We start from the raw sequence: 11592 nt of genomic DNA, 5'->3' as shown, positions 1-11592 counted from the left end.
ACCCCCGCCTGTCGGGGGTTTTTTATCATTGATGGTGTGATATGGAACCGATCGAACAACAACTGACTGAACTGCGAACCACGCTTCGCCATCATGAATATCTGTACCACGTTATGGACGCGCCGGAAGTGCCCGATGCGGAATATGACCGCCTGATGCGCGAGCTGCGCGCGCTGGAGAGTCAACATCCGGAGCTGATTACCCCGGACTCGCCGACTCAGCGGGTGGGGGCGGCGCCACTGACTGCCTTCAGCCAGATCCGCCATGAAGTGCCGATGCTGTCTCTGGACAACGTGTTTGATGAAGAGAGCTTTCTCGCCTTCAACAAGCGGGTACAGGATCGCCTGAAAAGCACTGACGATCTCACCTACTGCTGCGAGCTTAAGCTCGACGGCCTCGCGGTGAGTATTCTCTACGAAAACGGCGTACTGATGCAGGCCGCGACCCGCGGCGACGGTACCACCGGCGAGGATATTACCTCCAATGTGCGTACCATTCGCACTATCCCCCTCAAGCTGCATGGTGAGAATATCCCGGCACGTCTTGAGGTGCGTGGTGAGGTTTTCCTTCCGCAGGCCGGGTTTGAAAAAATCAATGAAGAAGCGCGCCGCACCGGCGGAAAAGTGTTTGCTAACCCGCGTAATGCGGCGGCGGGTTCGTTGCGCCAGCTCGATCCGCGCATCACGGCGAAGCGACCGCTTACTTTCTTCTGCTACGGCGTTGGCGTGCTGGAGGGCGGTGAGCTGCCGGCCAGCCACTCGGCCCGTTTGCAGCAGTTCAAAGTCTGGGGACTGCCGGTGAGCGATCGCGTCACCCTGTGCCATACTCCCGAGGAAGTGCTCACTTACTATCGTAAAGTCGAGGAAGATCGTCCTCATCTGGGCTTTGACATTGATGGCGTGGTGATCAAAGTCGATTCGCTGGCGCTGCAGGAGCAGTTGGGTTTTGTGGCCCGCGCGCCGCGCTGGGCCGTGGCCTTTAAATTCCCGGCACAAGAGCAGATGACTTTCGTCCGGGATGTGGAGTTCCAGGTAGGGCGCACCGGGGCGATCACGCCAGTGGCGCGCCTGGAGCCGGTCCATGTCGCCGGCGTGCTGGTGAGCAATGCCACCCTGCATAACGCCGATGAAATCGAACGCTTAGGTCTGAAAATCGGCGACAAGGTAGTGATTCGCCGGGCTGGCGACGTGATCCCGCAGGTGGTCAATGTGGTGCTTTCCGAGCGTCCGGCGGATGCCCGGGATGTTGTCTTCCCGACCCACTGCCCGGTATGTCAGTCCGACGTTGAGCGAGTGGAAGGCGAGGCGGTAGCCCGCTGTACGGGCGGCCTTATCTGCGGCGCGCAGCGTAAAGAGTCGCTTAAGCACTTCGTCTCCCGTCGCGCGCTCGACGTTGACGGCATGGGCGACAAGATCATCGACCAGTTGGTGGAGAAAGAGTACGTCCATACTCCGGCGGATCTGTTTCGCCTGAGCGCCGGGAAACTCACCGGGCTGGATCGGATGGGGCCGAAGTCCGCGCAAAATGTGGTCAATGCTCTGGAAAAAGCCAAAGAGACGACCTTCGCACGCTTCCTATACGCTCTGGGGATTCGCGAGGTAGGCGAAGCGACGGCGGCGGCCCTGGCGGCGCATTTCGGCACTCTTGAAGCCCTGGAGCAGGCTTCCATTGAGGAGCTGCAAAAAGTCCCTGATGTTGGCATCGTGGTTGCCACCCATACCTTCAACTTCTTTGCCGAAGAGAGCAACCGCGATGTCATCGCACAGCTGCTGGCCGAAGGCGTTCACTGGCCAGCGCCAGTCGTGGTGAAAGCGGAAGAGATTGATAGCCCGTTTGCGGGTAAAACCGTGGTCCTGACCGGCAGCCTGAGTCAGCTGTCGCGGGATGACGCCAAAGCGCGTCTCGTCGCGCTGGGGGCGAAGGTGGCAGGTAGCGTGTCGAAGAAAACTGACCTGGTAATTGCCGGCGAAGCGGCGGGTTCTAAGCTGGCGAAAGCGCAGGAGCTGGGCATTGAGGTGATTGATGAAGCCGAAATGATGCGCCTGCTGGGAGAATAACGTGGATAAAGCGCAGTTGGTCGAAATAGCCAATACCGAGATGCCGTTCGGTAAATACAAGGGACGTCGTTTAATCGATGTCCCGGAAGAGTATTTACTGTGGTTTGCGCGTAAGGATCAGTTTCCTGCCGGCCATCTCGGCGAGCTGATGGCGTTGACCCTGCTGATTAAAACAGAGGGGCTGAGCGATCTGGTTCAGCCCCTGAAGAAAGCGCGTTAAGCTTTGGCGGCGTTGGCCTTTTCCTCAGCGAGACGCGCATCGGTTTGCTGCTTGTAGCGCCGCGCCAGCACCGCGCAGACCATCAGCTGGATTTGGTGGAAGATCATCAGCGGCAGCACCATGATGCCGAGGATGGAGGTCGGGAAGAGAATATTGGCCATCGGGATGCCGTTGGCCAGACTCTTTTTAGAACCGCAAAAGACGATAGTAATCTCATCGGCTTTGTTAAAGCCGCAGCGGCGGGCGACGAACACGTTAACGGCGATGACAATGGCCAGCAGCACCAGGCTGACCACCACGATAAACAGCAGCGATCCCAGACCGACTTTATGCCAGATGCCATTCACCACCGCCTCGCTAAAGGCGGAGTAAACCACCAGCAGAATCGAGGTCTGGTCGGTCTTACCAATCCACTTCTTATGCTTCGCCACCCAGTTGCCAATCCACGGCCGCGATAAGTGACCGAGTACGAAAGGCAGCAGCAGCTGCAGCATGATTTTACCGACCTGCTCCAGGCTGCCGCCTGCGCCATGAAGGTTCATCAGGACGCCCACCAGCAGCGGTGAAACAAAGATCCCCAGCAGGCTGGAGGCCGAGGCTGAGCAAACCGCCGCCGCGACGTTGCCTCCGGCCAGCGAAGTAAAGGCAATAGCGGATTGCACGGTGGCCGGCAGAATGCACAGATAGATAAAGCCGCTGTAGAGCATCGGATCGACATTCACCGGCGCCCACCAGGCAAACAGAACCCCGAGTACCGGGAAGAGAATAAAGGTGCTGCACATCACCCACAGATGCAAACGCCAGTGGCTGCCGCCGGCGATAATCGCTTCCCGGGAGAGTTTAGCGCCGTGCATAAAGAACAGCAGGGCAATGGCGGCGGTGGTCAGATGTTCAAAGAAGGGAACGAAAGCGCCACGGGCGGGGAAGAATGAGGCCAGCAGGACAACGGTGACCAGGGTTGCCGTAAACGGATCGAGAATGCGGAAAAGTTTCATAAACGCTCCTGAAAAGAGATGCGCTATTGTGCTTTTTTTCATTTGAGAAATAAAATTGATTTATTGCATCTATTCATGAATAAAAAAGATGAATTACTCTCTGCGTCAGTTAAAAGTATTCGTCACCGTCGCCCGGGCCAGAAGCTTCAGCCGGGCAGGGGAGATGATTGGCTTAAGTCAGTCGGCCGTCAGCCATAGCGTCAAGGAGCTGGAGCATCAGACCGGCGTCAGGCTACTCGACCGTACCACTCGCGAAGTCGTGCTCACCGAAGCGGGTCAGCAGCTGGCGGGGCGGCTGGAGCGTTTGCTTGATGAGTTGACGATTACCCTGCGTGACGCCGGGCGCGTCGGCCAGCAGATGAGCGGTACCGTCAAGGTCGCCGCCAGTCAGACGATTTCCGCCCACCTTATTCCGCAGTGTATTGCTCACAGCAACCGTCGTTATCCTGATATCGATTTCGTGTTGCACGACCGGCCCCAGCAGTGGGTGCTGGAGAGTATTCGCCATGGGGAAGTGGATTTCGGCATTGTGATTGACCCCGGCCCGGCGGCAGATCTGCAATGTGAAGTGGTCCTCGCGGAACCCTTTTTGCTGCTCTGCCGGGAGGATCATCCTTTTGCCAGCCTGACGGAGGTGCCGTGGCAGGCGCTGCAGGATGAGAGACTGATCCTGCAGGACTATGCCTCCGGCAGCCGTCCGCTGATTGATGCGGCCCTTAGCAGGCTGGCTATCCGGGCGAACATTGTGCAGGAGATTGGTCACCCGGCAACGCTGTTTCCGATGGTAGAATCGGGAATTGGCATCAGCGTTCTGCCGGCGCTGGCGCTGCCGTTACCGCAGGGGAGCCATCTGACGGTGAAGCGGCTGACCCCGGTGATGGAGCGGCAGCTGATGCTGGCATGCCGGAAAAATCGCTCGCTGTCGACCGCCGCTCAGGCGTTATGGGAAATTGTGCGTGAAGAAGGGGCAAACTTAACCGCTGCGAGGGTGGAAGATCCGCTGTATCAGCGCTGACAGGGGGAGTGCTGCGGGGGAACTCGTGGCAGGGCCATGTTCGGCGCATAGCAAAAAGGCGCCTTTAGGGCGCCTTTTTACATTGGTGGGTCGTGCAGGATTCGAACCTGCGACCAATTGATTAAAAGTCAACTGCTCTACCAACTGAGCTAACGACCCGAAGTGGTGGGTGATGACGGGATCGAACCGCCGACCCCCTCCTTGTAAGGGAGGTGCTCTCCCAGCTGAGCTAATCACCCACTTCGGTACTTCACATTTTGACAGAAAATCCAGCTGGCGAGAAAGTGGTGGGTGATGACGGGATCGAACCGCCGACCCCCTCCTTGTAAGGGAGGTGCTCTCCCAGCTGAGCTAATCACCCACTTCTCAATTTTCTGTTCTACACGGCGGAGACTACGTTAAGTAGTGGTGGGTGATGACGGGATCGAACCGCCGACCCCCTCCTTGTAAGGGAGGTGCTCTCCCAGCTGAGCTAATCACCCCCGCTGTGTGGAGTCGCATTATAGGGAGAGTTGAAAATGAGTCAACGCCTTTTCTAAAGAATTCGTTCGTTCGTCGTAAAATTAAACAAAGCGATCGCAAAACCGGCGGCATAGCATGATTTATAAACAAAAATGGCAAACCGTGACGTTCCGACGGGAACAACATTGAGGAATCAGCCCACGGTGTTAGAATATTGACCCATAATTTCCACCGGACATTGCCGGCTATCGGCATCTTTATTAAACGTAAGGCCAATTCATGAAAATCAAAACTCGCTTCGCGCCAAGCCCAACAGGCTATCTGCACGTTGGCGGTGCGCGTACTGCTCTCTATTCCTGGCTTTTTGCTCGTAACCACGGCGGTGAGTTTGTGCTGCGTATTGAAGACACCGATCTCGAACGCTCCACCCCGGAAGCAATTGAAGCCATCATGGATGGCATGAACTGGCTGAATCTGGAATGGGATGAAGGCCCGTATTTCCAGACCAAACGTTTCGATCGTTATAACAACGTGATTGATGAGATGCTGGAAGCCGGCACCGCCTATAAATGCTATTGCTCGAAGGAGCGTCTGGAAGCGCTGCGCGAAGAGCAAATGGCGAACGGTGAGAAGCCGCGTTACGATGGCCGCTGCCGCCATAGCCACGAGCATCATGCTGATGATGAGCCGTGTGTCGTGCGTTTCGCCAACCCGCAGGAAGGATCGGTTATTTTCGACGACCAGATCCGCGGACCGATTGAGTTCAGCAACCAGGAGCTGGACGATCTGATCATTCGCCGTACCGATGGCTCCCCGACCTACAACTTCTGCGTCGTGGTGGATGACTGGGATATGGCGATCACCCACGTGATCCGTGGTGAAGATCATATCAACAACACGCCGCGCCAGATCAACATCCTCAAAGCGCTGAATGCGCCGGTTCCGGTATACGCGCACGTGTCGATGATCAACGGTGATGACGGTAAAAAACTGTCCAAACGTCACGGCGCAGTGAGCGTGATGCAGTATCGTGACGACGGTTATCTGCCGGAAGCGCTGCTTAACTATCTGGTACGTCTGGGCTGGTCCCATGGCGATCAGGAGATCTTCACCCGTGAAGAGATGATCGAGTTCTTCTCGCTGGGCGCAGTCAGCAAATCTGCGAGTGCGTTCAATACCGACAAACTGCTGTGGCTGAACCATCACTACATCAATACGCTGCCGGCGGAATACGTGGCGACGCATCTGCAGTGGCACATCGAGCAGGAAAATATCGATACCCGTAATGGCCCACAGCTGGCCGAGCTGGTGAAACTGCTGGGCGAGCGTTGCAAAACGCTGAAAGAGATTGCTCAGAGCTGCCGCTACTTCTATGAAGAGTTCGCTGAGTTCGACGCCGATGCGGCGAAGAAACATCTGCGTCCGGTGGCGCGTCAGCCGCTGGAAGTGGTTCGCGACAAGCTGGCGGCGATCGGCGACTGGACAGCGGAGAACGTCCACCATGCAATTCAGGCAACCGCTGATGAGCTGGAAGTCGGCATGGGTAAAGTCGGCATGCCGCTGCGCGTGGCGGTTACCGGGGCAGGGCAGTCTCCTGCGCTTGACGTCACCGTCCACGCTATCGGTAAATCCCGTAGCGTTGAGCGTATCAACAAAGCGCTGGCTTTTATCGCTGAACGTGAAGGTCAGGCGTCCTGATTGGGACGTGGATGAAACAACGGCAGGTTACTCCTGCCGTTTTTTTTGTCTGTTACGCCGGGCTGGTGATGCCGAGGCGGGCAAGAAAGCCGCTAATCCCTTCCCGGGCCAGAAGATCGCGAAGCTGCAGCTGTTCGGCCGGGGTCATCAGTTGCAGGGTTTCCGTGATTTGCCGCCAGACCACGTCAGCCTCATTGACCAGATACGCGCCTGGCGATTCCGCCAAATGACTGTCGGTAAACAGATGGCGCCTGGCAGGCGCATTGGTCAGAAATTCGAGCACTGGTTTGTCGATGACCACCAGTCGCGCGCGTCCTCCTTTGACGCCGGGTATCGCTTCCGTGCGCCATTTTTGCTGGCGAACCCAGCGATTGATCGTTTGTCTGGCTAGTCCCAGGCAGTCGGCGAGCTCTGCGGGTGTCATTTTATCTTTCAGTTTCATCATGGTTTACCGATCGCGGAGCCCTAACCGAAGCAGTAACCCGGTGATCCCTTCGCGTAGCAACAGTGACATAAGCTGCTTCTGCTCGCTGGGAGTGAGCTCTTTGCTAAGGGTCAGCAGCAGCGATTCCAGATCGCTGTCATGGGTAGAATAGGCGCCCGGTGTCTCTGCCACGCGCTGAGCGCTGCGGATAAACTCCCTGACTTGCTCATTGACATGGACCAGCCGCGCTTTGCCACCCTGGACGCCAGGCCGCGGAGAGGTTTGCCATCCTTCTTTCCGCACCCACTTATTGATGGTTTGCCGGCTGTAGCCGGTCAGATGGGCGATTTCTTCAGGTGTCATTCGTTCCTTGAGCATACTATTTCCTGAGTAAATGTATGGGAATTAGCTGCCCATGTTATAGCATCCTTTTACGTGAAAAAGTGACCTGTTTAACTTCTGGCTGCGATAAGGCTCGCAATGTCAGCGAGTTGCCTGCTTTTTCAGCGATTGAATAGCGAAGGATAATTTTGCCGTTGACACCTGAGCGAGGAATTCATATTATGCCGCCCGTCAACACGACACGCTTTACGTTACGGGGCTATAGCTCAGCTGGGAGAGCGCTTGCATGGCATGCAAGAGGTCAGCGGTTCGATCCCGCTTAGCTCCACCAAATTCTGCACCCAGCAGATTTGGTTCGTAAAGAGGTCCTGTGGGGCTATAGCTCAGCTGGGAGAGCGCTTGCATGGCATGCAAGAGGTCAGCGGTTCGATCCCGCTTAGCTCCACCAAAATTCAGAACCCTCGCCTCGGCGGGGGTTTTTGCTTTTAGCTGTTTTCTTGTAAAGCACTTTCTGGTTAAGTCAGTTAATCTCCAGCTATTAAAATCGAAAGTAATTTCAGACTTTTTCCTGATAATTCACCTTGCCTGCCCTAAATAAGCAACATAACATTTCCCCATTAAACGTAATGCGGTTGCCGGAGTTTTAATTAACAATAATGCTTGATAAAATTAACATTAATATCAAAAAAACTCTGCTGGCCTTTATCATCTGTTTAGCTGCCATTCCACTGGCCCGTTTTATTTCACCGCAAACGGTTATTGAGGGCAATTCTATTTATATTGCCTGGCTGCCAATCAGTGTGATGTTTTCCGTTATTTTTATTTTTGGCCGCTATGCGATTGCACCATTAATTCTCGCATTTGCTATCACCAATAGCTTTCTCATTGAATTAACGCTACCGCAGGCGCTTATTCTGCTCTTTTGTCAGCTGTTTGCTGTGTTTGTCTCCTGCGCTGTTTTACGCCTGATGGTGGGCAAGCGCTGGCGCTGTGGTCCCACGGCGAAACATATGGGGGCACGGATCTTCTGGGGCGGCTTCTTCGCGCCGGTGCTGCTGAAAATCACCATGTACCTCGCCGGGCAATATTTTGCGTTTCCATTATCTATTACCAGTTACTTTGGTAGTATGCCGTTGATTTATACCGTAATAGATATCCAAAGTTTAATCAGCGCGGCATTAATTTTTACGACGTTTCTTTATTATCCAATGCGGATGGTTATCAATCCGCGCTATGCTCGCCGCTTTTGGCGACAGGAATGTTTACCGTGGCTGGCACCCAAACATCGTTCCTTTACCCTATATTGGTTTATCTCGCTGGCAGTGTTATTAACGTTACTGTGCGCGCCGTATCAGTCTGAATTTATTGCCGGTTATTTAGTTCCGGTCATTTTTATTGTCTATTTCATCGGGATTAGCCGGATTGGTCATGCATTGCTGCGTATTTCATGGTCTGTCTCGGCCTTTTTGCTGGTGGTATATAATAAAAACTTTCTCCAGGGTGTCCAGAGCGAGTATTCATTATCCTTTGTGCTGTCGGTCCTGATCTCCTTCACTATCTGTTTGTTTTATATGGCCGACATCTATGCGCGCAGCGACCGTAATAAACGCCGCTGGCGTAGCCAGGCAGAGGAGGATCCGCTGACGGGTTTACCTAACCTTCGTGCACTGGTGAGTCATTTGCAGAGCGGTCCTCTGCAGGCTATCTGCAGCTTGCGTATCGATAATCTCGATTTTCTTAGCCGGCATTATGGTCTGATGATGGGTGTGGACTGTAAACGGCAAATCATCCGGGCGCTGCAGCCGCTGTTGGGGGCAACGGATAAAGTCTTCCAGGTGCCCGGCAGCGAATTGATCCTCGTACTCGACGGACCGGACCCTGCTGCGCGGCTGAACCATATGGTCGCGATCCTCAACCATAAAAAGTTCAGCTGGCATAATCAGCCGCTGGATCTGGAGTTTGGCGCGGCATGGAGCCGTGACGACGGCCAGGGTGAGACGTTGCACCAGATGCTGGGTCAGCTCAGCTGGCTTTCCGAACAGGCGGGCAGTGAACGTCGGGTGCTGGCGCTGGATGAGGAGCAGGAACTGGTGGTGGATCAAACCACCGAGCAGGTACGCCTCCTGATGCGCGTCAAGCAGGTTCTCAAAGAGCGGGCGCTGGTGCTCTATGCGCAACCGATTCAAAATGCGGAGGGGGAGGGCTATCATGAAATCCTCACGCGCATGCGCTGTGGCGATAGCGTCATTATGCCGGATCAGTTTATCCCGCTGATTGTGCAGTTTAACCTCAGCCAGCGTTTTGACATGCTGGTGCTGGAGACCCTGTTCAGTGCGCTCCATCTGCATCCTGGCCAGCGATTCTCGGTTAACCTGCTGCCTTCAACCCTGATGCAAAAGGACAGCGCAGCGCAGATTATCGCGCTGTTTCAACGCTATCGCATTTCGCCAGATCTTATCACCATTGAGGTGACCGAAGAGCAGGCCTTCTCCAATGCCGACACCAGCCAGCAAAATCTCGAAGCGCTGCGCGCGTTTGGCTGCGCTATCGCCATTGATGACTTTGGCACCGGTTATGCGAACTATGAACGACTGAAGCATCTGCAGGCCGATATCATTAAGATTGACGGCTGCTTCGTCCGCGACATTCTGACGGACCCGCTGGATGCTATCATGGTGAAATCAATTGTCGAGATGGCGCGGGCGAAACAGATGAGCGTGGTGGCGGAATACGTCGAAAGCGAACCGCAAAAAGCGCGCTTGCTGGAACTGGGCGTGAATTATCTGCAGGGTTACCTGGTTGGTAAGCCTCAGCCGTTGGGCGAATGACGGGTAAAAAAAAGCCGGGCATTGCCCGGCTCAGATGACTGGCGCCTGTTACAGAACCAGTGCCGCAATCGAGGCGGACAGCACGCTAACCAGCGTGGAGCCGTAGACCAGCTTCAGACCGAAGCGAGAAACCACGTTGCCCTGTTCTTCGTTCAAACCTTTGATCGCCCCGGCGATGATGCCGATAGACGAGAAGTTGGCGAAGGAGACCAGGAAGATAGAGATAATGCCTTCCGCGCGCGGAGAGAGCGTCGAGGCGATTTTCTGCAGATCCATCATGGCGACGAATTCGTTGGAGACCAGTTTGGTGGCCATAATACTGCCCACTTGCAGCGCTTCGCTTGCCGGCACACCCATCACCCAGGCAACCGGGTAGAAGATATAGCCGAGGATCCCCTGGAAGGAGATGCTGTAGCCGAACCAGCCGGTCACGGTGGCGAACAGGGCATTCAGCGCCGAGATCAGCGCGATGAAGCCGATCAGCATCGCCGCCACAATAATCGCGACTTTAAAGCCCGCCAGAATGTATTCGCCCAGCATTTCGAAGAAGCTCTGACCTTCGTGCAGATTCGACATCTGCAGATTTTCTTCGCTCTCTTCCACACGGTACGGGTTAATCAATGACAGAACGATAAAGGTGCTGAACATGTTGAGCACCAGCGCCGCGACGACATACTTCGGCTGCAGCATGGTCATGTACGCGCCTACGATGGACATCGACACGGTGGACATCGCCGTCGCCGCCATGGTGTACATGCGGTTGCGCGACATTTTGCCGAGAATATCTTTATAGGCGATGAAGTTTTCCGACTGACCGAGGATCAGCGAGCTCACGGCGTTGAAGGACTCCAGCTTGCCCATACCGTTGATTTTCGACAGGACGGTACCGATGGCGCGGATGACAATCGGCAGGATACGAATATGCTGCAAAATACCGATCAACGCGGAAATGAAGACGATAGGGCACAGAACCTTAAGGAAGAAGAAGGCCAGACCTTTATCGTTCATGCTGCCGAACACGAAGTTTGTCCCTTCGTTGGCAAATCCGAGAAGTTTTTCAAACATCTCAGAAAAGCCTTTCACAAAACCCAGACCAATATCGGAGTTCAGGAAGAACCAGGCCAGCAGGACTTCGATGACAAGCAGTTGAACAACATAACGAATACGGATCTTTTTACGGTCGTGACTGACCAACAGGGCCAGTATAGCCACCACAACGATCGCGAGGACAAAATGCAAGACGCGGTCCATAGTTGCTCCAAATATGAGGCAGGTTAAATTTCCGTGCACATTCTATGCAACGGCTTTAAAGAAAACGAGATCAATTGCACACTATTGCAAGGAACTGTGACCAATGGCAAAAATAGTGATCAAACATCCACTTTTGTTATGTTACGTAAAGGTTTTAAAAGTTGCATTCTTGTACTACTCTTAGTACTGGGCACGCTCGCGTGTTCTAACGCCCGTTTTTCATTTCCGGCCAGCTATTGTTCCCGCCTATCACAGCAATCATTATCTCCATTTTAAATGAACTTGATAATCATTCGCATT

At 54.5% G+C, this 11592-nt stretch carries 9 protein-coding genes and 6 tRNA genes; 7 read left to right on the top strand and 8 right to left on the bottom strand.

Translation table 11 applies throughout. From position 1 onward, the window contains the following. Nucleotides 1-41 precede the first annotated feature (41 nt). Both ligA and CWM54_RS18220 read left to right on the top strand, forming a co-directional pair. Entirely contained in the window at nucleotides 42-2057 is a 2016-nt protein-coding gene (gene ligA / locus CWM54_RS18225) for an NAD-dependent DNA ligase LigA (protein ID WP_100681075.1), read from the top strand. A 1-nt stretch (nucleotide 2058) separates the two neighbouring features. Beyond that, entirely contained in the window at nucleotides 2059-2277 is a 219-nt protein-coding gene (locus tag CWM54_RS18220) for a DUF3820 family protein (RefSeq protein ID WP_002913440.1), read from the top strand. On the opposite strand, the gene CWM54_RS18215 is transcribed toward CWM54_RS18220, so the two are convergent. Further along, nucleotides 2274-3272 carry a bile acid:sodium symporter family protein gene (locus tag CWM54_RS18215; protein WP_008803879.1) on the bottom strand — a complete coding sequence of 333 codons (999 nt, stop codon included), beginning with the start codon at nucleotides 3270-3272 and terminating at the stop codon, nucleotides 2274-2276. The genes CWM54_RS18220 and CWM54_RS18215 overlap by 4 nt on opposite strands. 88 nt (nucleotides 3273-3360) lie before the next feature. Here CWM54_RS18215 and CWM54_RS18210 point away from each other — a divergent pair, with 88 nt between their 5' ends. Continuing rightward, complete coding sequence (locus CWM54_RS18210; protein WP_049152906.1) at nucleotides 3361-4287, top strand: LysR family transcriptional regulator; 927 nt, start codon at nucleotides 3361-3363, stop codon at nucleotides 4285-4287. An 83-nt stretch (nucleotides 4288-4370) separates the two neighbouring features. Here the strand turns inward: CWM54_RS18210 and CWM54_RS18205 are convergent. The 4 genes from CWM54_RS18205 to CWM54_RS18190 all read right to left on the bottom strand — a co-directional run bounded on the left by CWM54_RS18205 (nucleotide 4371) and on the right by CWM54_RS18190 (nucleotide 4769). Then, a tRNA-Lys gene (locus CWM54_RS18205) sits at nucleotides 4371-4446 on the bottom strand. Between the two features lie 4 nt (nucleotides 4447-4450). Beyond that, a tRNA-Val gene (locus CWM54_RS18200) sits at nucleotides 4451-4526 on the bottom strand. A 46-nt stretch (nucleotides 4527-4572) separates the two neighbouring features. Continuing rightward, nucleotides 4573-4648 (bottom strand) — tRNA-Val (locus CWM54_RS18195). Nucleotides 4649-4693: 45 nt separating this feature from the next. Next, nucleotides 4694-4769, bottom strand: a tRNA-Val gene (locus tag CWM54_RS18190). Nucleotides 4770-5028: 259 nt separating this feature from the next. Here CWM54_RS18190 and gltX point away from each other — a divergent pair. Beyond that, nucleotides 5029-6447, top strand: coding sequence for a glutamate--tRNA ligase (gene gltX / locus CWM54_RS18180; RefSeq protein WP_100681074.1), 1419 nt, complete (start codon nucleotides 5029-5031; stop codon nucleotides 6445-6447). Between the two features lie 52 nt (nucleotides 6448-6499). On the opposite strand, the gene CWM54_RS18175 is transcribed toward gltX, so the two are convergent. Then, nucleotides 6500-6892 (bottom strand): MerR family transcriptional regulator, encoded by a 393-nt coding sequence (locus tag CWM54_RS18175; protein WP_100698041.1) that lies wholly within the window; start codon nucleotides 6890-6892, stop codon nucleotides 6500-6502. Nucleotides 6893-6895: 3 nt separating this feature from the next. After that, nucleotides 6896-7249, bottom strand: coding sequence for a YfeC-like transcriptional regulator (locus tag CWM54_RS18170; protein ID WP_061153736.1), 354 nt, complete (start codon nucleotides 7247-7249; stop codon nucleotides 6896-6898). Nucleotides 7250-7468: 219 nt separating this feature from the next. Between CWM54_RS18170 and CWM54_RS18165 the strand changes: the two genes are divergently transcribed. From CWM54_RS18165 to CWM54_RS18155, 3 genes are all read left to right on the top strand, one after another. Beyond that, nucleotides 7469-7544: transfer RNA gene (locus CWM54_RS18165), tRNA-Ala, on the top strand. Between the two features lie 41 nt (nucleotides 7545-7585). Then, nucleotides 7586-7661, top strand: a tRNA-Ala gene (locus CWM54_RS18160). A gap of 208 nt (nucleotides 7662-7869) precedes the next feature. Continuing rightward, the gene (locus CWM54_RS18155) at nucleotides 7870-10041 is read left to right on the top strand and encodes an EAL domain-containing protein (RefSeq protein WP_100681073.1); all 2172 of its coding nucleotides are present in this window, start codon (nucleotides 7870-7872) and stop codon (nucleotides 10039-10041) included. A gap of 48 nt (nucleotides 10042-10089) precedes the next feature. Here the strand turns inward: CWM54_RS18155 and nupC are convergent, their stop codons facing one another. Then, nucleotides 10090-11292: a nucleoside permease NupC gene (nupC, locus tag CWM54_RS18150; RefSeq protein ID WP_012540950.1), complete on the bottom strand. Its 1203-nt coding sequence runs from the start codon at nucleotides 11290-11292 to the stop codon at nucleotides 10090-10092. Between the last annotated feature and the right edge of the window lie 300 nt (nucleotides 11293-11592).

Origin of the sequence: Klebsiella sp. D-Nf1 (assembly GCF_002810515.1) — a bacterium.
Taxonomy (GTDB): domain Bacteria; phylum Pseudomonadota; class Gammaproteobacteria; order Enterobacterales; family Enterobacteriaceae; genus Klebsiella; species Klebsiella variicola.
Note: the sequence above shows the minus strand (reverse complement) of the source record. Positions and strands in the feature narration are given on the sequence as shown.

Bases quoted from the DNA above. Each gene is read 5' to 3' on its own strand.
- CWM54_RS18210 (WP_049152906.1), top strand. From the start codon at position 3,361: ATGAATTACTCTCTGCGTCAGTTAAAAGTATTCGTCACCGTCGCCCGG.
- CWM54_RS18170 (WP_061153736.1), bottom strand. From the start codon at position 7,249: ATGCTCAAGGAACGAATGACACCTGAAGAAATCGCCCATCTGACCGGC.
- nupC (WP_012540950.1), bottom strand. From the start codon at position 11,292: ATGGACCGCGTCTTGCATTTTGTCCTCGCGATCGTTGTGGTGGCTATA.
- CWM54_RS18155 (WP_100681073.1), top strand. From the start codon at position 7,870: ATGCTTGATAAAATTAACATTAATATCAAAAAAACTCTGCTGGCCTTT.
- CWM54_RS18215 (WP_008803879.1), bottom strand. From the start codon at position 3,272: ATGAAACTTTTCCGCATTCTCGATCCGTTTACGGCAACCCTGGTCACC.
- CWM54_RS18175 (WP_100698041.1), bottom strand. From the start codon at position 6,892: ATGATGAAACTGAAAGATAAAATGACACCCGCAGAGCTCGCCGACTGC.
- gltX (WP_100681074.1), top strand. From the start codon at position 5,029: ATGAAAATCAAAACTCGCTTCGCGCCAAGCCCAACAGGCTATCTGCAC.
- ligA (WP_100681075.1), top strand. From the start codon at position 42: ATGGAACCGATCGAACAACAACTGACTGAACTGCGAACCACGCTTCGC.